This is a genomic window from Streptomyces sp. NEAU-YJ-81, from assembly GCF_017592595.1.
Classification (GTDB): domain Bacteria; phylum Actinomycetota; class Actinomycetes; order Streptomycetales; family Streptomycetaceae; genus Streptomyces; species Streptomyces hygroscopicus_B.
On the sequence record NZ_JAGFNO010000032.1, the window covers coordinates 99,297 to 119,738 of the forward strand.

Sequence of the window (20,442 nt, forward strand, 5' to 3'; positions counted from 1 at the left end):
TCCGTGGGGGTTCGTGCGCGGCGGCCGGGGCCCGGGGCGTGAGGCCCAGGGCCGGTGAGGTACGCGACTTCCGCGCGGTCCGGGTTTTGCGGGCCGTCGGCTGGATCGAGCGAGCCGATCCTGCTGTCTCGTGCCGGTTCATGCCGTCACCTGTGGGGGGCGGCTGACCGGCTCGGCACCCAGCATGCGGAACGAGCAGCCTGGGAGCAACGGCATATCTTGTTATGGTCGTTAACCCAGAGGTTCATGAAATTCGGGGGCCATGAGGGAACCGGGGGCGGAATGGAACTGCGGGACATAGAGATCTTCCTGATGCTCGCGGAGGAACTCCACTTCGGCCGCAGCGCCGAACGCCTGCATGTCTCCCCAGCCCGTGTCAGTCAGGCGATCAAGAAGCAGGAACGCGTCATCGGCGCTCAGCTCTTCGAGCGGACCAGCCGCCACGTGCGGATGACCCCTGTCGGAGAGGTGCTGTTCCAGCGGCTGAAGCCGGCATACGAGGGCATCCAGGAAGCCATAGCCGAGGTGACCACCATCGCCCGCCATCCGTCCGGCACGCTGACGCTGGGGGTCATGGGTGCCCAGATGCATGACATGCGCCCGGTCCTGGCCCATTTCCGGGCCGTGCACCCATCCGTCGAACTCCGTTTCAAAGAGGTGTTCTTCAGCGAGCCGTTCGGAGCCTTGCGGGCCGGTGAGGTCGACGCGGTGGTCACCTGGCTGCCCGTTCGCGAGCCGGACCTGACCGTCGGGGTGGTGCTGCGCGAGGAACCGCTCCACTTGATGGTGGCCGCCGACCACCCGCTCGCCCGGCAGGAGTCGGTGAGTCTGGAGGTGCTCGGTGACCACATCGTGCCGCGCCTGAACGGCCCTCTTCCCGCCTACTGGGAGAGCGCGGTCCTGCCGGCCCGCACACCGGCCGGACGCCCTGTCCGCCGCGGCCCGGCCGTCTCAACCTTCTACGAGATCCTTGCTCTCGTCGCGGCAGGCGACGTGGTGTGCACGGTCCCCGACGAGGGGCGGCGCTACAACGCGCAGCCCGACGTCGTCTTCCTTCCCCTCCACGATGCCCCGCCCGTCCAGTGGGCCCTGATCTGGCGCACCGACAGCGCGACCCCACTGGTACGCGCACTCGCCGAGGCGGCGACGGACTGCGGGGACGCAAGCGCCGAAAGCTCTGCCAGCCCATCCCTGCATACCTGACGCACATGCTGTGACCGAGCGCTTCAGCCGGCCCTTCAGCGTCTCTGTCGGCCCGGCCGAGCATCGGGGCCGGCCTGCGGAGTGGTGCTGGTTCCGTATGCCATCGAGCCGAAGGTGACGGAGCGGCTGGAGGCGAGTCGGGGTGGTCTGCTCTCGCTCGCCGCTCGCCGCCGCGACGAGCCCGCCAGGGAATGTCACTCCGGTTCGGTCGCGCGGTACCGGGGGGCGAATTCGTCCTCGACGAACCGTTCGATGGAGGTGGGGGTCGAGGTGCGGGCGGTACGGGGCTGCTGCATCCGCGTGTGCCGGGAGTTGAGGGACGTGCCGACCTCGGCCATCATGTCCGCGACGTTGGCGGATACGCCATTCCTGCGGAGTTCCGCGTGGAAGGCGGCGAGGCTGATCTGCTCGTAGGTGAGGTCGTCCGCACCTACGGCCTTCGCGATCGCGTCCGTGGCTTCCCGCATGCTCACGTCGCGTTCACCCTGGAGCTCCAGGACCTCCGTACCGCGCCAGGTGCCGGTAGCAAGTTCCTTTGCGGCTCTGACCCCGATGTCGCGGGTGGCGACGAAGGGCAGCGGAAGGTCGGGGTCGAAGGGGGCGCTGATGCGGTGGAGGTCCCTGACAACGTCGATGTGGTCCAGCAGGTTCTCCATGAAGTAGCCGGCCCGAAGCCACAGCGTGTCCACTCCAGGGGCGGCCGAGAGGGCCTGCTCGAAGCGGTGGAGCCCCGTGACCGGGCCGGTGCCCTCGGCGTGCTGGGCTCCCCAGCTGCTGAGCCCGACAACGCGGGTCACACCGGACGCGGTGACCGCCTTGGTCAGGGAGGCCGTCACCTGGTCCTGGAAGCCGCCGAAGTCGGGATGGTCAGGGATGTAGTTGGGCTGGATCACCGCGTAGACGCCGTCCGCGCCGCGGAAGGCATCGGTCAGTGCAGCGGTATCGGTCTGGCCGGCCTCCCACACCTCGGCGCCCCGCTCGGCGAGGTCGGCGAGCCGCCGCGCCGAACGGCCGACGGCTCGGACGGGGTATCCGTCCGCAAGCAGACGCAGAGCGGCAGCCCGACCGGTACGGCCACTGGCTCCGGTGATGACGAACATCGACTGATCTCTTTCTTTCGCGTTCCGTACTGGTGCCGGGAGGCCATCCGCGACCGTGCGGCGCCCTGACGTCGGGGAAGCCCGGGGGAAGGGAAAGGGGCGTTCGGCTGAGAGCCGTACGTTCCCGGCACTCCTCGTCACGGTAGGCGTCCGGCTCGCCGGACGGGTAGGAGTGGCATACCCACCCCGAGTGGGGCACGGCCCTCTCCCCACCACGGCGAACGGCCGCGCCCGTACGCTGGTGGTGTGAAGGTTCCGAGCGGTCACAGCGGAGGCGGCGGGCCACTGGCGAGCTTTCTGCGCGCCAGACGGAAGCAGGTGCGCCCCGAACAGCACCGGCTGGCTTCGGGGGCGAAGCGCCAGGTGCCGGGGCTGCGGCGGGACGAGGTGGCGTTCCTGACCGGGATCAGCACCGACTACTACGTGCGCCTCGAACAGGGGAGGGAACGGCGACCGTCCCGCGCGGTGGTGGACGGGCTGTGCGAGGCGTTGCTGCTGGACATCGCGGCGGCGCGTTACCTGCGTGAACTCGCCGCCGGTGAGGCGGCCACGGAGGGAACGGATCCCGGCATGGGCAGGGAGCGGTGGGAGGCCGTGCACCAGCTGCTCGGCTCCGTGACGGTGCCTGCCCTGCTGCTGAACCGGTGGCTCGACGTCGTGAGCAGCAATACGCTCGGCGATCTTCTCCACGAAGGGCTGGAGCCCCGGGACAACTATGCCCGCATGGTGTTCCTCGCCCCCGGGGCGCAGTCGTTCTTCACCGAGTGGCCCGAACTCGCGCGCTGTATCGTGGCGGCCCTACGCGCACAGGCCGGCTCCGGGCCGGAGTCGGCCCGCCTCACAGAACTGGTGGGAGAGCTGGCCGCGCACAGCGATGTTTTCAGCTCCACCTGGGGCGAGCACCGCATCTACGAGAAGGTGATGGACCGCAAGCTTCTCCGGCATCCGCGGGTCGGGCCTCTCGCACTCGACCAGCACGTCCTGGAGCTGCCGGGAGGCGAAGGCCACAGGATCTGGGCCTACCACCCGGCGGACGGCGCGACCTCGGACGCCCTGCTTCGGCTGGGGTCCTCCGCGCCGCCGCTCGGGCATCCGAGCCCGGGGCCCATGGAGCGCCCGGAGTAAGACGGGAAACAGCAAGCGCCGGGCCAGGCATGGCCCTCGAGGGCGCCGTCACCCTGGCCGAGGAACTCGACGTACACGTGGAGGGCTTCCTCAACCGGCCCTGCTGATCGCGTGCGGACACCAACCCGGGCCGGCCGGCTCCTCGGCGTATCCGGACGGTACGAGCGACAATCACAGTTCGTTCCACTCTTGTGCGGCACGCTGGAGGTGGTCACGCAACACCGTGAGGGCTGGATTGGCAGGGGCCCCGCGCCGGGTGGCCAGATAAAGCGTGTTGAGTGGCGCTATCTCGGGCTGGTGCAGTTGCACGACGTCCCCCGCGGCGAGGGCCGGGTCGGCGATGTAGCGCGGCAGAACAGAGATCCCGGCTCCCGCGGCCACCACGGCCAGGACGGCCCGCAGATCGGACACGATCATCGTGACGGGGTTGGGCGGTCGGCGACCGAACTCGGTGCGCCAATAGCGGCGCAGGATGGGCAGCTCCTCGGCGTATCCGATCACGGGGATATGCGCCAGCGCCTCCGCCGGATCGGCCTCGAGCCGCTCCGGGTCCACGGTGTGAGCCACTGCGGGAGGCGCGACAAGCACGAATTCCTCGTCGATCAGCGGCACCGCCAGCAGCGCCTCATCGGTGGGGCGCACCGCCGAGACGACGAGGTCGAGCCGCCCGGAGAGCAGCAGGGACAACAGATCGTTGGCCAGCCCCAGCGTCGCGTGGACGCACAGTCCCCGACGGGTCAGTGGACACAGCGCGGGCAGGACCCGCAAGCTCATCACTTCGGCCGCCCCTCCGACTCGCACCGTGCCCCGCAGCGCGGGTGAAACGTCGGTGGAGTCGAGGGCGTCGCGAAGCTCGTCCACGTGAAGGCCGACGCGGGAGGCCAGAGCGGCTGCCCGCTGGGTGGGAGCGACCCCCTTGCGGGAGCGCACGAACAGCGGCTCGCCGATCTGCTGCTCCAGGCGCGCGAGCTGTCCGGTGACCGCTGGTTGCGTCACACCGAGACGTTGCGCCGCCGCGGACAGCGACCCGGTCCGATAAATCTCCAAAAACGTCAACAACAGATCAAGGTTCGGCACGGGACCGCACTTCTCAGAGAGCGTTACCAGGGGGAGGAAGACCCTCCCGTGAGGTGAGGAAGAACCCGTGGAGAAGAGCCCACAGGTCTCCTGATCACCTTACTGCGCAAGCCGGCCACCGTCCGGGGCCGTCCCGACGTCACCGGCCACCCGCTGAACGGACCGCGTGCTCCCCTCGGACGGTGCCGGAGGTGTGTCAGGGGGCGGTGTTGGTGAGCAGGGTGTAGCGCACGGTCTGGGCGTGGATGAGGCCGTCGCGGAAGACGAAGGTGTCCACGCCGTCGTCCACATGGGTGGTGTCGGCGGTGGCGGCCCATTCCAGGAACAGGACGTCATCGGCGAACTTCGGGTTCCTCGGGTTCCACTGGGCGTTCGGGAGGTCGGTGAGGACCGCCCCGATGCCCTGTTTCACACCGTCGCGGCCACGCAGGATCCCGGATGGAGTGATGAACACGGCGTCCGGGGCGAAATTGGCGGCGATGGCGTCGAGGTCCCCTGAGCTCAATGCGTTGACATGAGCCTCAAATGTCTCTTCGGGGGTGCGTTCCATCTCGTGCGGATCCTTTCATCGGCGGGACAAAGGTGACACGGTCTCCGACTCATGCCAGGTAGGCGATGCCGTGGGCTCCTTGATCGCCGGGGTCGATGTCCAACGTCCGTTCGACCGTGCCGGTGTTGAGGTCGATCACGTGGAGAGTGCCCGAGTACAGGTTGGCGACGAAGGCACGGGCGCCGTCCGGCGTGGTGCGGATGGTGATGGGGACCTTTCCGACCGGCGCGTCGAAGTGGTGCTCGAGGCCACCTGGTCCGTGGACGGACAGCTGCCCGGCCACGGACTGTCCGGCGGCGTCCGTGGCCACGAGACCGACCAGGACGCGGCCGTCCGCAGCCACGTGGACAGGACAGCCGGGCGCGTTCAGTGGCACGCGGTGGATTACTTCATCGGAGCCGGTGTCGATCACCAAGACCGTTGCCGGGGGCCGGCCCGCGGGGCCGCCGTCGTAGTGGAGGGCAGTGCCCGCGGCGTAGGCGTGGCTACCGTCCGGGGAGACGGCAACCTCTTCGGTGCCGTAAGGGGCGGGGATGCGTGCGGCGAGTTCGCCGCGGGCAAGGTCGAGGACGGAGATGAAGGGGTCTGCCTTGTTGGTGGCATAGCCTTTGCGTCCGTCGGGAGTGATGGCGAACCAGTGGGGGCGGTGGGCACCGACCTCGATGCGGCCAACCGGCATGCGCGTGGCGGTGTCGAGCACGACGACCGCTCCCCCGCCGGCGGGGCCGGCCTCGACGGTCACGTAGAGCAGCCCGCGGCCGGCGTCGAGGGCGAGGCCGTGGGGCGCTTCCTCGGGAGCGAGCGGGATGACATCGACGAGCTCCCGGACGAACGGGTCGACGATCGAGATCTCGTGTGCCTTCTCTCCAGGGTCGGTGTAGACGCCGGAGCGGTAGGTGTGCGAGACGTACAACAGCTCTGCCGTGTGGTCCACGGCGATCTCGTGGGGCTGGGCGGCTACCGGGAGAACGCCGAGCGGCTCGTAGTCCAGACCGTCGAAGAAACGGATCGCTTCGCCGGTGGACGTGACCACGGCCAGGACCGGTCGCCGAGCCGGTGTCAGGTTCACTGCCGGTCTCCGTTCGTGGTCTCGCGGTCGATGAACTCGATGACCTCGTCGTTGGGCCCGTAGACGAACGCCACCTGGAAGGTCATCGGATCGTCCCCAGCGGTGGTGATCTTCTTCGGGGCCGCCAGCGGACGCGCGCCGGCGACGACCGCCCGGTCGAAGAGGTCGACGACGTCATCGGTGCGGACGGCGAAGTGCACCACAGCGGCCACGCGGCTGCGTTCGCCATCGTCATGACGTTGCGCGGGGTCGAGCCCTTGCGGCGAACCGCCCGGCGGGGTCGAAGCGGCATCGAAGAGTTCGATGAGCCGGTCGTCACCGGCGTCGAGGAAGACTGCACGGTGCACTCCGCCGACCGGGACGCTCCATTCGCGAACGAAGCGGAAACCCAGGGCGCGGGTGTAGAAGTCCACCGAGGCATCGAGGTCGTAGACGTGCACGGCGACGTGGTCGAGACCACGGTTCGAAACGGGGCTGGTCACATGTGTTCCTTGCGTGATGCGCGGCTGGAGGGCCTGCGGAAGCTCAGCGGCTTTTGCACTCCGCAGCCCGCGGACGGCCGACTGGGCGCGTGCGGTGCTCGCGGGCTGCGAGGCGGGGGCGGCACGGCATGTCCGGGCGACAGCACACCGCTGAGCATCCGGACATAGGGGCGGTGGCTTACCGAGCGGCCAGGGCCTCCAGCGCCTTGCGAGCCGTGGCCACGCTGGACTGCGGGTTCTGGCCGGTGATCAGGTTGGCGTCCTGGATAACCGTGCTGCTCCACGGGGCGCCGGGCGTGACCTGCGCACCACGCTCGAGCAGACGGCCCTCGACGGAGAAGGGGACGTTGTCGCCCAGGCCGCCCTGGCGCTCTTCCTCATCCGAGAAGGCGGTCAGCTCGCGACCGGCGAAAGTGAAACCGCCGTCCGGCGTGCTCGCGCTCAGCAGCGCGCCGACTCCGTGGCACAGAGCGACCACGAGCTTGCCCTGGCCAACCGCCCCGTTGAGCAGACGGCCGAGGTCGTCGTCGACGACGAGGTCCGCCATAGGGCCGTGGCCGCCGGGAATGTAGATCGCGTCGTAGTCGTCCACCCGCACGTCGGACAGGGCGAGCGGCGTGGCCAACTGATCGGCGATGCCGTCGAGGTAGGCGCGGAACTTCTGCGCGTCCTCCTCACTCACACCGCCGCGCTCGTCGAGGCTGAGGACATCCACCGTGGGGCGTACCCCGCCCGGGGTGGCCAGGTCGATGTCCCCGCCGTCGGCGGAGAGCACCTCGTGGGAGGCGGCCACCTCCTCCGCCCAGTAACCGGTGGGGTGGGTCGAGCCGTCCGCCATCTTCAGGCTGTTCGCACCGGAGATGACCATCAGAATCTTCGACATCGAAATGCCTGCTCTTCTCGCTCGAAGGGGTTGTGTCGTCATGCACCACCGACGCCGTAGCCGGTTCGCCGGCGGCCTCGGGAACAACACCAGCCTCCATCACGAGTCATCCATACGTCTCCCGCAGCCCATAAGATTATTTATAGATGACAGGAGGGGAAACGTTGCCTTCCCACCGTCCTTCATGCTGTCCGCATCGGATGTCTTGCGTCGGCGTGGCTTGCGCTGCTTCGCACTGACCGCCGAGCCCAGGGAACTCGTGGCATCAGCCTCCGTGGACCGAGTCCTCCTTGTCCGGGATGACACTGCCGTCCTGTCGCCGCACCGGACCCATCGTGCCGTCGGGGTTGGTGTATCCGGTGGTGGAGCAGGGGTAGGCGGCTTCCTTGCGCGGCAGCGGATCGATGAACATGGGGTTGATCAGCCAGGTGCCGTCCGCGTTGTCGTAGGCCCGGCACATGATCTCGTTCTTGTTCCGGTTGAGGACCAGGCCCGCGCCGGTGGCGTCGCCGACCATCGTCACATCGGTGTCGGCATCGCCCGCGCCGATCACCAGACGCTTCTCAGGAGGCTGCTGCTTCCAGGCAGCGGGGCCGGTGACACCGAACACCTTCTCGTTGAGCCAGCAGCGCTTGCCCTCGATGTACGGCATGACCTTGCCCTTGCTGTCGGGTTCGCCACCGCACCCTTCCTGGGTGTAAGTGATCCGCCCCTGACGGTCGACCAGGTTGCGGATGGCGAGGGTGTGTTCGCGGTCGACGCCGACGCCACCTGCCCAGGCGTTGGTGACCGGAGTGCTGCCGGCGGAATCCACCCACACGTCGAAGCCCGCCTTCTTCAGGACGCGGATCAGGTCCTTGATCTGCGGGTTGTAGCGAGCGTAGGCGTGCAGGGTGTGGCTGCCGACCCGCTGTGTGGCGCCGACGGGCGCGGCCAGCGCCTCGGCCCGGGACTTCCGCGCATAGGAGGTGACCTCGGCCTCGGTGTGGCCCGCGAACAGCTGGGGCACCCAGGCGTATTGGGGAAGAGTCCGGCGGCTGTTCCACTCTCCCGCGAATGCCTTGTGGCCGTTCATCAGGGTGGCCTCGCTGCGGATGGAGAAAATCTCGTCCGTGCAGGCGGTGTTGGTGGAAGTCGGCAGTGCCGCACCGACGGGCACGTCCGTGCCACATGCCTTGGTCAGTGTCCGGTCGGCTTCCTCGGTCAGCCAGGGACTTGTGTCGGACCAGCGGGCCGGTCGCAAGACCTTGTCGTGCTTGAGAGCCCAGGCGATGGCGAGGTCGGTGATGTCGTTCTTGGTGACGGTGTTGTCCCAGTCGAAGGCGGCGACTGGCCGCTTGCCATGACGCACATGCGGGTTGCCGCATGTTCCGTGCTCGTCAATCACTCGCTGAAGCTGCTCCCTGTTGTCGCCGTACCACGCGAGCGAGGAAGAGAGGCGGGGGCAGTGGGCTCGTCCGGCGGCGGTCTCCGCCGCGTACGTTGTGCCCGCTGGAACCAAGGACGTCAGTACGGCGACCGATGCCAGCCCGAGGACGGCACCCAGGGGAGCAGTGCGCATACGGTGACTCTCCTTCGCATCGAGGGCGGTGCGGACGACACGTTCGTATGACGGCCGTCAGGACGCCTTGTACCGTACGCGCACCGATCATCCGGGTACACCTTTTGAGTGGCGAGACATCGTGGTGGCGGCGAGCACGACTCGCCGGGCGCCCTGAAGCTCGGCGAACTCGGACACCGCCACATCGCCGCATACCCCTACACCTGGCCTGGGCACCGGTCCATGTGGTGTCACGCCTCGCAAGCGTCACCCCATTGGCTGGTCACGCATGCCCGGATCAGCCTGCGCCCGTCACCAGCCGTCCGCCGAGGGCTGTGCCACCCGGACACCCTGTTCACCCACGTCCTCGCTCGGCCGTGCCCCATCGCCACGGCCTGATCGCGTTATGGCGACAGCCGACGCCCGTGACATCGTCGACGGGCTCCCGCACGGCCTGGACACCGAGATCGTCACACCCGCCTACGAGTTCTCCGGCGGGCAACAGCAGCGCCTGAGGCCGGCTCGGGCGCTGATGGCCGATCCGGCCGTACTGGATCTGAGCCGCACCTGACCCGCCGCCAAGACTCCCGGCCTCGACCGGGTCGAGGCCATCCGCATCGACGGACCCGGCCACTTCCACGAGGCGGTCCTGGAGCACAGCAGCAAGAAGACACGAAACATCGCGAAGAACCGAGCCGGAAACCGCAAGCTGAGAACGAAATGAGTCGGTAGCGGCAACTGGCAGGCGCGACGACTGCCTCTGCGGGTGCCGATAAATCATCCGCGCGGCTCAGGCCGCTCGCTGGTACTGGTGGAGGGTTCCACCGAGTCGGTCTCGTCGGCTGACTTCCAGGTGGGTGAGCTGAGCTTGTTGGGTAGTGGGCGGCATGGAGCGGCTTGTTCCAGGGCTCTGTGTGGGCGGTGTTCGTTGTAGTAAGCCTCGTACTCGCGCAGTTCGTGGACGAGGTGGCTCTGGTTCCAGATCAGGGTTGGGTCCAGGAGTTCGGTGCGGCAGCTCTGTATCCAGCGCTCCATAAGCGAGTTCATCCGCGGTATCCGAATGCCGGTGGTGACGACCTTCACGCCGGCATCGGTCACCAGGGCGTCGAAGGCGGCTGTGCCCCCGCCGCTACTGGACCAGGGTCTTCCCCATCACCCCCAGCACGCTGCTGGCCTGGCACCGCAAGCTCGTTACCCGCCGATGGGACCACTCCGGCCTGCTCGGCAGGGATGCTCACGGTCGGGACGCCCAGGTGACGGCCGATGGCCTCGGCGATCTCCCGCACCGGCACACGCAGCGCGGCCCGCAGCCGCTCGGCGTGCCGACGGGGGCGCTGAGAATGAGATGGTCGTCCGCGCCGGCGTAGCCAGTTTCGTTCCAGAAAGGCGCGGGCTGGTGTGGTACGACCACCTCATTGTCGAGGGCGACCATCTCGCGTTGTCGGTCCGCTACGGAGATGGTGCCTTCGGGCTTACTTGGATTCGACTCGTCCGGGCGGGTTGGGGTCGGCCGTCAGCGCGTCACGCGCCGCCTGCCAAGCGGAACCCCCGGGGCAGAGCTCGCTGCGGAGGTAGGCCCAGGTGAGCCGCTGGACCGCGGACACTCGCTCGGGGTTCTCGTCCGTGGTCTCGGCGACGTCATATCCGGAGACCCCGCCGAGCCCGTGCTCTGCGTCAAACAGGGTGAGCAGGGCCTTTGGGCCCGGGGAGAGGAAGTACGGATCGGTGTGCCATTCCGGGCCCCGAACCGTCAGGTGGGGAGAGGCGTCCTTGTCGCCGGCGACCACGAGCGCGGGCGTCGTCATCTTGGAGAAGTCCGTGGTCAAGAAGAACGGGAAATTCTCGGCTGTGGATTCGGTGAGGGCATCGCCGCCTCTGCCGGGTGCGGCAAGCAGTACACCCGCCTTGATCCGGGGCTCGGCCAGGTCCACTTCCGTTCCGTCGTCCGGATCGGTGAGCCGGGCGCCCATCAGCAGGCTCGCGGTGTGCCCGCCCATCGAGTGTCCGGCTATGGCGACCTTGCTTTGGTGGCGCCCGAGGAGCTGCGGGACGGCGGCCTCGATCACGTCGAGCTGGAGGCGGAGTCCGGGAGCAGATCGGGGCTGACCGCCAGCGGGTCGATGACGGCGGTCGCCTTGTCGGGCGGCCGGTAGGGGAGCCGCGCGGCGGACTGCGAGTCGGCGATCTGCCGACCGTCGCTGGTCACGATGATGCGGTGCCCGGTCTCTCGAGCCAGGGCGCGTACGGTCGGGCCCACGCCGTCCCACCGCGGGTGGCGGGCCGCGTAGCCGAGCAGACTGTCGTAGATCCGGGTGTCATCGGCGAGGGCCTGGCCCCGTTCCTCGCGGATGGCCACCGCGGTCGTTTGGATGGCCAGCCAGGCGGTGGCGGCGACCGAGCAGGCGGACACCAGCGCGGACACGGCGAGCAGGCGCAGCAGCAGGCTGCGGCGCAGCGGTACGTCACGGCGCACGGTGGGATTCTCCGTCGGTGGCCCCGTTGACGAGCTTGTAGCCGACGCCGTAGACGGTGACCAGGAAGCGGGCCCGGCGCGGATCGTCCTCCAGTTTCCTGCGGAGGTTCATCACATGCGCGTCGACGGTCCGGGTGGTGACGTACCGGTCGAACCCGTGCAGGCGTTCCAGGATCTGCGGGCGGGTGAACACGTGGCCGGGGCTGGCGGCCAGCATCTCCAGCAGCCGGAATTCACCGGGTGTGCAGTCCACCGGCCGGCCGTGCATCGAGACCTCGTGCCGTGCCGGGGCGATGGTCAGGGGGCCGACGGTGAGCACCGGTTCCGGCGGCGCGGCGGTGGTGGCGGCGTTGCGGCGCAGCAGCGCGCGTATCCGGGCCATCAGCTCGCGCGGGCTGAACGGCTTGGTCATATAGTCGTCGGCGCCGAGATCCAGGCCCAGGAGCAGATCGTCCTCGGTGGAGCGGGCGGTCAGCATCAGCACCGGCAGGGCCGATTCCGCGCGCAGCACACGGCACACGTCGAGGCCGTCCACCCGGGGCATCATCACGTCCAGGACGAGCAGATCGGGCGGCTGCCGCCGGACCGATTCGAGCGCTGCCCGCCCGTCGTGCACGACGGTCACCCGGTGGCCCTCGTGCTCCAGATAGCGGCGGACCAGTTCGGCCTGCTTCCGGTCGTCCTCGGCAACGACCACGTATGCGCACATGACGGCGAGTTTAGGAACACCGGCGGCGGGCGGAGCGGGGGAACATCACCTGGGCAAGGGTTCCTGACAGGTTCCTCAAAAGGGTCCGTGATGGTCGTCGGCATGCGAAACACGAAGACAGCCGCCCTGGTGTGTGCCACGGCCGTGCTGAGCCTGGCCCTCACCGCATGCGGCGGCGGCAGCGGCGTCAAGACCGACAAGGGCGTCGACTCCATCGACAGCAATGTCCCGGCGGCGGGCGGCAAGGCGGACACGGACCAGCGCGAGGGCAAGGACGACGTCACCGCGGACCGCCCCCAACTGCGCCTGGACAGTTCGGAGGAGGAGCGGGCCCGGCTGGGCGACGCGTACAACGCCTGCCTCGAGGCCAAGGGCGTTCCGATGAACCACGAGCGCGCCCAGGCGGCGGGCGCCAAACAGGCGTCCCCGGTGCAGGATCCTGCCGTCGTCAAGAAGCACCAGGCCGGCTACGACGCCTGCCTGGTGAAGCTGCCGCGTCAGCCACCGGAGACCGAGCCCGACACCAACCCGCACTACGCCGACGACTACCGGGCCTACGTCAAGTGCCTCAACAAGAACGGCATGCGGGTCCACATGGTGTCCGACACGAGCGTCAGCCCCGACGGTCTCGCCTGGCGGTACGACGACGGCAAGCAACAGCAGCTCTCCGAAGCCGAGCAGACCAAGGTCGACCGCACCTGTGAGCTGGAAGCCTTCAGTGACTGACCCCGCCACCGACACCGAGTCCGCGCCGCGGCGGGCGAACCGGCGGCGCCTCGTCCTCGCGGCAGCGGCGCTCGTCACCGCTGTCGGGGCCGGTGCCGGCGCTCTGGCGCTGTCCGCGCACGGCGAGACGAAGGCGGAACGACCGGGATCCGCGTCGCCCTCCGCCGCGCTGACCACGGTCGTCCGCGGGGATCTCTCCGACAGCCGGACGCTGACCGGGACGCTGGGCTTCGCCGGCCCCAGGACGGTCAAGGGCACCGGGAAGGGCGTGGTGACCTGGCTGCCCGATCCCGGCGCCACCGTCACCCGCGGCAAGCCGCTGTACCGGGTCGACGACCGGCCGGTCATGGTGTTCTTCGGGGACACCCCGGTCTTCCGCACGCTGGTCAAGCCCGGCGTCAGCGGCCGGGACGTGACCGTGCTGGCGGACAACCTCCAGGCGCTCGGCTACGACATCGGGCCGCGCGGGCGGACCTCCGCGAACGGCACCGAGTTCACCCCGTCGCTCGCCGCCGCCCTCAAGCGGTGGCAGCGCGACACCGGGCAGCAGCAGACCGGCACCCTGGACCCCGGCCGTGTCGTCGTCCTTCCGGGGGAGGCCCGGGTCGGCGACGTCAAGGCCCAGTTGGGCGACCCCGCCACCGGAGACATGCTGACCGTCACCTCCGCCACCAAGACCGTCGGCCTGAAGGTGGACGCCGCCGACGCCGCCCCGATCCGCGTGGGGGACGAGGTGAGCATCGCGCTGCCGAGCGCGAAAACCATCCCCGGCAAGGTCACCGCGGTCAGCCACACCGTGCAGGGGGGCGGCGACGAGCAGGACGAGGAGATCACCGGCCCGCCGAGCCTGCGGGTCACCGTCACTCCCGCCCACGACGCCGATGTGAAGCGGCTGGACTCGGCGTCGGTACGGGTGACCTTCACCGCCGAGACCAGGAAGAACGTGCTGTCCGTGCCCGTCGGCGCGCTGCTGGCGCTCCGGGAGGGCGGATACGCGCTCCAGCGCCGCGACGGCGGGTTGCTCGCCGTCGACACCGGGCTGTTCGCCAAGGGCATGGTCGAGGTGTCCGGGAAGGGCGTCCGCGAGGGCCTGCGGGTGGTGACCACCTCGTGACCGGTCCCGCACACGCCCTCGCCGTGCCCGCACCCGGCGCCGCCGCCACCCCGGGCGCGCCCGTGCTGGCCATTCGCGGCGCGAGCAAGGCGTACCGCGGCGGGGTGCTGGCGCTGAACGACGTCTCGCTCACCGTCCACCCGGGCGAACTCCTCGCCATCGTCGGCCCCTCGGGCTCCGGCAAGTCGACCCTGCTCAACATCATGGGCACGCTGGACCTGCCCACCAGCGGATCCGTGGAGATCGCCGGCCGGGACGCGGCGGCGCTGTCCGACCGCAAGCTGTCGGCGCTGCGCGGCCGCTGGCTCGGCTTCGTCTTCCAGCACTTCCACCTCACCGAAGGGCTCACCGCGGCGGAGAACGTGGCCACCGGCCTGCTGTACGCCGGGGTGTCGCGCCACCGGAGACGGCCGCTCGCGCTCGCCGCCCTGGAACGGGTCGGCCTCGGCGCCCGGACCGCACACCTGCCGCACCAGCTCTCCGGCGGAGAACGCCAGCGTGTCGCCATCGCCCGCGCGCTGGTCAACGACCCCGCGCTGGTGCTCGCCGACGAGCCGACCGGAGCACTCGACTCGGGCAACGGGCGGGCCGTACTGGATCTGCTGGTCAAGCTGAACCGCGAGGGAACCACCATCGCCGTCATCACCCACGACCGGGACATCGCCGCCCGGATGCCGCGCCGCGTCGAAATCCGCGACGGCCGCGTCATCTCCGACACCGGCACGGGGACAGGGCGGGGGCGCAAATGATCCACCCCACCGACATCCGGCCGGTGCGACTGGCCCCCTCCGACGTGCTGCGCCTCGGCCTCCTCGGCCTCCTCACCCGCAGGATGCGGGCCGCGCTCAGCGCACTCGGCATCTCCATCGGCATCGCCACCCTGGTCCTGGTCACCGGCATCCCGGCGTCCAGCCAGAAGCACCTGGACGAGCAACTGTCCGCACTCGGCACGAACATGCTGCGCGCCCAGCCGCAGGCGGACCAGAAGCCGCCCGTCCTGCTGCCGGAGCAGGCCCACCGGATGGCCGCGCGGATCCGCCCGGTCACCGAGGCGAGCGCCGTCGCCAACACCCACGCCCTCGTCCGCCGCTCCGATCGCACCGACCCGAACGACGGCCTCGGCCTCAGCGTCCTGGCCGCCAGGACCAACCTGCTGCCCGCCGTGAACGGCACAGTCCGCTCCGGCCGGTTCCTCGACGCATCCACCTCGTCGTTCCCCACCGCGGTCCTCGGCTACCAGGCCGCCGCCCGGCTCGGAATCCCCCGGCCGGCCCACGGTCGGCAGCCGCCCCAGGTCGTCATCGACGACCGGTGGTTCACGGTTGTCGGGATCCTTGACCGCATGCCGCTCGCCCCCGAGTTGGACCGCTCCGTCCTCGTCGGCTGGCAGGCCGCCAAGAGCGAGCTGGGCTTCGACGGGCACCCCACGGTGATCTATGTGAAGGCCAAGGAGGACGCCATCGAGGACGTCAGCGCGGTCCTGCCGGACACGCTGTATCCCCAGTTGCCCGGCCTGGTCCAGGTCAGCCGCCCGTCCGACGCCCTGCTGGCCAAACGCGCCACCCGGACGACGTTCTCGGCCCTGTTCCTGGGCCTGGCGGGGGTGGCACTGCTGGTCGGCGGGATCGGCGTGGCCAACACGATGTACATCTCGGTTCTGGAGCGCCGCACGGAGATAGGTCTGCGCCGGGCGCTGGGAGCCGGGCGGGGCCAGATCCGCGCCCAGTTCCTCACCGAGTCCGTGGTACTCAGCACGCTCGGCGGTGTCGCGGGTACGGTCCTCGGTGTCCTCGCGACCCTCGGCTACGCCACCTACCAGGGCTGGCCGACCGTGATCCCCCTCCCCGCACTCGCCCTGGGCACGGCGAGCACGGTCCTGATCGGCATGGTGGCCGGCGTCTACCCGTCGATCCGCGCCTCACGGCTGCCCCCGACCGAGGCCCTGGCCGCGGCCTGACCGGCGAACACCACCGAGCAAGCTGACCACCCAACGAAACCCCAGCTCACAACCGGTGAAGCCATTGTGAAGCGCTACGGTCATGGCCCAGATAGGCGCGATCATGTACTCCGCAACTCTCCCGAGAACCGTCCGCAGCGCCGCGATTGCCTTGCTGGCCGAGGCAAGCCAGGTGCGCACAGCGCGTCGCTTCGTCGCTGCCAATCTGGCCCGCTGGCGTGTGGCAGAGGCCGATCGCGACCGAGCCGAACTCATCGTCAGCGAGTTGGCTGGCAATGCCGCCCGTCATGGCGGAACCGACATGACGGTTCACCTGTCGCTGATCGACCGCGATATCCGTGTCGACGTCATCGACACCGGTCGGTCGTTAGTCCTTGGCCTGGCCCCACGACACCCCCGGATGAGGCTGGCCGCGGGCTGTACCTCGTCGACCTGATGGCTGACTGGACCGTGATTCACCCTCGGAAGTACGGCTGGCAAGCCTGGGCCGGTCTCCATGCCAACAGCTCGTGCTCCGATGGCAGGAGCCAGGACAGCTGGAACAGAGCGGACCGTCCGGCATGCGGGTGTTCACGACCTTGCGTCTGCCGCAGTTCCGCCTCGGACACCGCAGCCCGATCGCCTACGAAACATCGGGCTTCTGTCTCAGCGAACTCAGGTGTTCTGTGCCGGGACGCTCGCGACCCTCGTGCGGGCGGCAGCCCCTAGGTCGTGTCCCCGACCCCTTTCCGGGACGTTCCCGATGCTGTGGGGATGGGGCACTTGGTCAGCTGTTCTCATGAGCCGTCAACAGTCCTCTCGTGGACTCCCCATCGCCCTTGCCGTCGCAGCCGTCGCCCTGGGAACGCTCACCGCCACCACCGCCGCACCGGCCGGGCCACCCCACCATGCTCCGCCCCGATTACACCCGAGCGCCCAGGCCGCGCACGCGAAGACCCAGGCCGTACTGAACGAGATCGTCGCGCAAGGCACCCCCGGCGTCATCGCCCGGATACGAGACGCGCGAGGTGTGTGGGATGGCCGGGCCGGTATCGGTGACCTGGTCGCCGAGCGGCCGAGGAGCACCAGCGAGAAGTTCCGTATCGCCAGCGTGACCAAGATCTTCACCGCCACGGTGCTGCTCGGACTCGAAGCCGAGGGCAGGATTTCACTGGACGACAGCGTGGAGGAATGGCTGCCCGGGGTGGTGCGCGGCAAGGGCTACCGGCCCGGGAACATCACCGTGCGGCACCTGCTCAACCACACGAGCGGCATCTTCGACTACAACATGGACAAGGGCTTCCGCACCCTGTACGCGGGGGACGAGTTCGACCGGAACCGCCACACCAGGTGGTCCCCGGAAGAGCTGGTGGACATCGCGCTCGCCCACCCGCCCAACTTCCAGCCGGAGCAGGGCAGCAGGCCCGGCAGGCCAGGCAGGTGGGACTATTCCGACACCAACTACGTCCTCGCCGGCATGGTTGTCGAGAAGGCCACCGGCGGCACCTACGCGCAGGCGGTCGAGCGTCTTGTCATCCGGCCGCTCGGCCTGCGCGGCACGAGTGTGCCGGGCACCTCGTCCCAACTGCCCGCACCGCACGCGAGGCACTACTCCACGCTGTTCGAGGAGGGGCCGGAGGCGAAAGTGCGCGACGTCACCGAGTTCAGCCCCACCGTCGCCTTCTCCGCCGGGCAGATGATCTCGACCGTCGGAGACGTGAACACCTTCTTGTCCAAGCTGCTGGCCGGTGAGCTGCTGCCGCCCGCCCAGCAGCGGCAGCTGCTCGACGCGGTCCACGTCGACGGGGACAAGGGACACGGTGGTCCGCAGGACCGCTACGGCCTCGGCATACGGCACTTCAAGCTCAAGGAGGACTGCTGGGCATGGGGCCACGGCGGCATGATCCCCGGCTCCGCGACCCGGACGCTCGCCTCGGCGGACGGCCGACGCGTCATGACCATGAACCGCAACGGCGACTGGGGCGAGCAGCGACTGGAGGACGCGGCCGTCGAGACCGAGTTCTGCGAGCTCTGACAGCGCCTGTCCAACAGTCCAGGTGAGCCCACCTCTACGAGATAGCCCGGGCCGACAGTCGTATCCCGGCTTGCCTGCCCCGCGACGACTCTGCCCGCGCTCCGCGGCCGCCCGTCTCACGCAATCCAGTCCATGCAGGTCAGCACAGCCGCGGACGACCGACTTCATTGAGACCGGACAACTGCTCTCCTCTGTCACCCAATCGAGTCGTTTGACATTGGACCCATTCGTTTCGGGCTCTCTTGACAGCGAACCTAGTCGTACGAGGTGACGGGCCCGCGGGACCCCTCCCGGGCACCCGCGTATAGAACGGTCCCATGACCACATCGGAATCATCGGCCCGCCTCCGTAGGGCCAGGCTGTCTGCGGCGCGCGGCCCGGCGGGGACCGTCTGCGCCCTGGCCCTCGCCGCCGCGCTGACCGGCTGCGGCTCCGACTCGGGCGGCGACGCGGGGGCGCCCGCGCCGGCCACACCCTCGCGTTCGGTCGAACCGTCGCCCTCCTCGCCAACGCCCTCCTCGCCAACGCCCACAAAGCCCTCCTCGTCGCCGTCGCCGACCGCGGTGAAGCCGATGAAGCCGTCAACCCCGGCCGAGCTGCGGGCATGTGCAGACGGAAGCTGCACGGTCGTCGTGACGAAGGGCGCTGAGATCCCGCGCGCCGCCGGCCTTCGGGCGGGACCGTTCACGGTGAGCGCCGTCGGTGCCGAGGGCGTGGACCTGAGCTCGGTCGACGCGAGCGGATTCACCTCCAACCTGCTCGGGCAGCGCCCCGACCAGGGCGGGCCTTCCACGGTCAACGAGCTGTCGATCGCCGTTCTCGCCATCGTGGGGGACACCGCGAAGCTGCGGCTCTTCCCAGCGGAGTAGGGCGCGTGTCGTTTCGGCGGCGCCGCCGGGGAACTCCAGCGGGACCCACAGCGCGAGCTGGCCTACGACGGGCTGCGGGCCTCCGAAGCCAATCGACTCGATGCTGCACGCCCCAGGTCAGCAACACCTCAACTGTCCCGTCCCAAGGGATCTGGTCTATGTCTCAGCTGATCTGGTCCGTGGAAAATCGGGACGGTGCTGCGGGTGATCGGCGATCCACGTGCATGCGGTCCACGTGCCGTGTCGCGGGCCGGTGGTGCCAGGCGTTTTCACGCCCGCCGGGGGACGTCATTCGCCCGCGGCGTCCTCGGCCTCCCAGCGCAGCAGGTCGCCCGGCTGGCACTTGAGCACCTCGCAGAGCGCGGCGAGCGTCGCGAAACGCACCGCCTTGGCGCGGCCGTTCTTGAGTACCGCTAGGTTGGCGGGCGTGATCCCTACGCGGTCCGCGAGGTCGCCCACGGACATCTTCCGCCTGGCCAGCATCACGTCGATGTCGACGACGATCGGCATCAAATCACCTCGTCCAACTCGGCCTGCATCTGTGCCGCTTCGACGTCGCGCGCGACGGCCTGGGCGAGCAGCATCCGCAGCACGAGCACAATGAGTGCGACCCCCAGGATGGCCACGCCAACCCCGCCCATGATGACGGTGACGCCCGGGTCGGCCCGCTGGCCCGGCGCATTGAGGGCCGTGACCGCGAACCACAGGAGGGCAGCCGCCACGATCGCGCCGATCACGGCGTCCACGTACCGGAAGGCGGCATGGGAGAACACGGTTCCGCGTCGCACCATCGTCACCAGCCGCCATACGCTGACCAGGGCGACCTGGGCCGAGCCCATGCCCAGGATCGTGATCACGCGCAGCGGGGTCAGCGGGAGCGACCCGTCCTCCGGGTCGCTCCCGCTGACCAACACCCACATCATCAATGCCTGCACGAACACGGTGCCGGCGAGCACCACCACGAGCACGGCGCGAAGCGCACGCACTGCCAGCTGTCCCATACCCCATCCTTCCATCGAGTTGCGATGGAAATCTATCGAGTATCGATAGATAAATCAAGGGTTGAGGCGGAGGGTGGGCGGTGGGCTACGCCGGAGCCCTGGTCCGGGAAGTCGGACCTCGCATCCTCCTGGCCCGGACCACATCACCCAAGATTCCTGGCATCCCCACGTCCCAGATGAACTGGTCGCCACACGTCAGTAGCCCAGCTCGGTGACCTCTCGCAGCGAACGTTGAGCGATGTGAGCGGAGTTTGAGTGGCCTGGCTAGTCGTGCGGGATGAGCACGCTGGGGGTTTCGTATGGCTGTACCGACTGGGACGGACGGACGCAGTTCCGGTACGGCCGTTTCGGTGGTCGCGGGGTTCGCGCCACTTCCCGGGCTGGTACTGCGTCGGTGTGTTCGGCGGCCGAAGAGCAGACCGCGCCGGTCATGCGTGACACGGGGAGCTCTCTCGCTCAGTCTTCGGTGACGCGGATGATCGTCTTGCCGGGGGTGCGCTTGTCCGGTGTGAACGCGGAGGCTGCCTCGGCGAGCGGCCGGACGGCGCCG

General features: G+C 69.3%; 21 protein-coding genes and 2 pseudogenes. 10 read left to right on the top strand and 13 right to left on the bottom strand.

Annotated features, from left to right (window positions below; all coding sequences use genetic code 11):
* The first annotated feature begins 282 nt into the window (after window positions 1-282).
* Complete coding sequence (locus J5X86_RS41510) at window positions 283-1,203, top strand: LysR family transcriptional regulator (protein ID WP_208521812.1); 921 nt, start codon at window positions 283-285, stop codon at window positions 1,201-1,203.
* A 194-nt stretch (window positions 1,204-1,397) separates the two neighbouring features.
* Here J5X86_RS41510 and J5X86_RS41515 read toward each other — a convergent pair whose 3' ends face one another.
* Window positions 1,398-2,303 carry an NAD(P)H-binding protein gene (locus tag J5X86_RS41515; RefSeq protein ID WP_208521813.1) on the bottom strand — a complete coding sequence of 302 codons (906 nt, stop codon included), beginning with the start codon at window positions 2,301-2,303 and terminating at the stop codon, window positions 1,398-1,400.
* Between the two features lie 246 nt (window positions 2,304-2,549).
* Between J5X86_RS41515 and J5X86_RS41520 the strand changes: the two genes are divergently transcribed.
* Window positions 2,550-3,428: a helix-turn-helix transcriptional regulator gene (locus J5X86_RS41520; RefSeq protein WP_208521814.1), complete on the top strand. Its 879-nt coding sequence runs from the start codon at window positions 2,550-2,552 to the stop codon at window positions 3,426-3,428.
* A gap of 171 nt (window positions 3,429-3,599) precedes the next feature.
* On the opposite strand, the gene J5X86_RS41525 is transcribed toward J5X86_RS41520, so the two are convergent.
* The 6 genes from J5X86_RS41525 to J5X86_RS41550 form a co-directional block, all read right to left on the bottom strand.
* Window positions 3,600-4,505, bottom strand: coding sequence for a LysR family transcriptional regulator (locus J5X86_RS41525; protein ID WP_208521815.1), 906 nt, complete (start codon window positions 4,503-4,505; stop codon window positions 3,600-3,602).
* Between the two features lie 196 nt (window positions 4,506-4,701).
* Window positions 4,702-5,055 (bottom strand): nuclear transport factor 2 family protein, encoded by a 354-nt coding sequence (locus J5X86_RS41530; protein WP_208521816.1) that lies wholly within the window; start codon window positions 5,053-5,055, stop codon window positions 4,702-4,704.
* Between the two features lie 49 nt (window positions 5,056-5,104).
* Window positions 5,105-6,124, bottom strand: a complete 1,020-nt coding sequence (locus J5X86_RS41535; protein WP_208521817.1) for a YncE family protein — start codon at window positions 6,122-6,124, stop codon at window positions 5,105-5,107.
* The gene (locus tag J5X86_RS41540; RefSeq protein WP_208521818.1) at window positions 6,121-6,606 is read right to left on the bottom strand and encodes a VOC family protein; all 486 of its coding nucleotides are present in this window, start codon (window positions 6,604-6,606) and stop codon (window positions 6,121-6,123) included. Before J5X86_RS41540 ends, J5X86_RS41535 begins: the two co-directional genes overlap by 4 nt.
* 178 nt (window positions 6,607-6,784) lie before the next feature.
* Complete coding sequence (locus J5X86_RS41545) at window positions 6,785-7,489, bottom strand: type 1 glutamine amidotransferase domain-containing protein (protein ID WP_208521819.1); 705 nt, start codon at window positions 7,487-7,489, stop codon at window positions 6,785-6,787.
* Window positions 7,490-7,754: 265 nt separating this feature from the next.
* Entirely contained in the window at window positions 7,755-9,050 is a 1,296-nt protein-coding gene (locus J5X86_RS41550) for a haloacid dehalogenase-like hydrolase (protein ID WP_208521820.1), read from the bottom strand.
* Between the two features lie 385 nt (window positions 9,051-9,435).
* Here J5X86_RS41550 and J5X86_RS41555 point away from each other — a divergent pair, with 385 nt between their 5' ends.
* A complete protein-coding gene (locus tag J5X86_RS41555; RefSeq protein WP_208521821.1) occupies window positions 9,436-9,600 on the top strand; it encodes a hypothetical protein in 165 nt (54 codons plus the stop codon).
* A gap of 219 nt (window positions 9,601-9,819) precedes the next feature.
* On the opposite strand, the pseudogene J5X86_RS41560 reads toward J5X86_RS41555, so the two are convergent.
* The 4 genes and pseudogenes from J5X86_RS41560 to J5X86_RS41575 all read right to left on the bottom strand — a co-directional run.
* A pseudogene (locus tag J5X86_RS41560) lies at window positions 9,820-10,148 on the bottom strand (integrase core domain-containing protein); the annotation flags it as partial.
* A 353-nt stretch (window positions 10,149-10,501) separates the two neighbouring features.
* Window positions 10,502-11,101: pseudogene (locus tag J5X86_RS41565) on the bottom strand (alpha/beta hydrolase family protein); the annotation flags it as partial.
* Window positions 11,092-11,502, bottom strand: a complete 411-nt coding sequence (locus tag J5X86_RS41570) for a hypothetical protein (protein WP_208521822.1) — start codon at window positions 11,500-11,502, stop codon at window positions 11,092-11,094. The gene J5X86_RS41570 and the pseudogene J5X86_RS41565, both read right to left, overlap by 10 nt.
* A complete protein-coding gene (locus tag J5X86_RS41575) occupies window positions 11,492-12,211 on the bottom strand; it encodes a response regulator transcription factor (RefSeq protein ID WP_208521823.1) in 720 nt (239 codons plus the stop codon). The genes J5X86_RS41570 and J5X86_RS41575 overlap by 11 nt, the downstream gene beginning before the upstream one ends.
* A 102-nt stretch (window positions 12,212-12,313) precedes the next feature.
* Between J5X86_RS41575 and J5X86_RS41580 the strand changes: the two genes are divergently transcribed.
* From J5X86_RS41580 to J5X86_RS41610, 7 genes are all read left to right on the top strand, one after another.
* Window positions 12,314-12,937 (top strand): hypothetical protein, encoded by a 624-nt coding sequence (locus J5X86_RS41580; protein WP_208521824.1) that lies wholly within the window; start codon window positions 12,314-12,316, stop codon window positions 12,935-12,937.
* Window positions 12,930-14,051, top strand: a complete 1,122-nt coding sequence (locus tag J5X86_RS41585) for a peptidoglycan-binding protein (RefSeq protein ID WP_208521825.1) — start codon at window positions 12,930-12,932, stop codon at window positions 14,049-14,051. The genes J5X86_RS41580 and J5X86_RS41585 overlap by 8 nt, the downstream gene beginning before the upstream one ends.
* A 62-nt stretch (window positions 14,052-14,113) precedes the next feature.
* Window positions 14,114-14,800 carry an ABC transporter ATP-binding protein gene (locus tag J5X86_RS41590; protein WP_308124877.1) on the top strand — a complete coding sequence of 229 codons (687 nt, stop codon included), beginning with the start codon at window positions 14,114-14,116 and terminating at the stop codon, window positions 14,798-14,800.
* Window positions 14,797-16,008 carry an ABC transporter permease gene (locus tag J5X86_RS41595; protein ID WP_208521826.1) on the top strand — a complete coding sequence of 404 codons (1,212 nt, stop codon included), beginning with the start codon at window positions 14,797-14,799 and terminating at the stop codon, window positions 16,006-16,008. Before J5X86_RS41590 ends, J5X86_RS41595 begins: the two co-directional genes overlap by 4 nt.
* Window positions 16,009-16,090: 82 nt before the next feature.
* The gene (locus J5X86_RS41600; RefSeq protein WP_208521827.1) at window positions 16,091-16,444 is read left to right on the top strand and encodes an ATP-binding protein; all 354 of its coding nucleotides are present in this window, start codon (window positions 16,091-16,093) and stop codon (window positions 16,442-16,444) included.
* A gap of 342 nt (window positions 16,445-16,786) precedes the next feature.
* Window positions 16,787-18,022, top strand: a complete 1,236-nt coding sequence (locus tag J5X86_RS41605; RefSeq protein WP_243982804.1) for a serine hydrolase — start codon at window positions 16,787-16,789, stop codon at window positions 18,020-18,022.
* 317 nt (window positions 18,023-18,339) lie between these two features.
* Complete coding sequence (locus tag J5X86_RS41610; protein ID WP_208521828.1) at window positions 18,340-18,891, top strand: hypothetical protein; 552 nt, start codon at window positions 18,340-18,342, stop codon at window positions 18,889-18,891.
* Window positions 18,892-19,179: 288 nt separating this feature from the next.
* Here the strand turns inward: J5X86_RS41610 and J5X86_RS41615 are convergent, their stop codons facing one another.
* Both J5X86_RS41615 and J5X86_RS41620 read right to left on the bottom strand, forming a co-directional pair.
* Window positions 19,180-19,401 carry a helix-turn-helix transcriptional regulator gene (locus tag J5X86_RS41615; RefSeq protein WP_037952025.1) on the bottom strand — a complete coding sequence of 74 codons (222 nt, stop codon included), beginning with the start codon at window positions 19,399-19,401 and terminating at the stop codon, window positions 19,180-19,182.
* Window positions 19,401-19,892: a DUF2975 domain-containing protein gene (locus tag J5X86_RS41620; RefSeq protein WP_208521829.1), complete on the bottom strand. Its 492-nt coding sequence runs from the start codon at window positions 19,890-19,892 to the stop codon at window positions 19,401-19,403. Before J5X86_RS41620 ends, J5X86_RS41615 begins: the two co-directional genes overlap by 1 nt.
* Window positions 19,893-20,442: the final 550 nt, after the last annotated feature.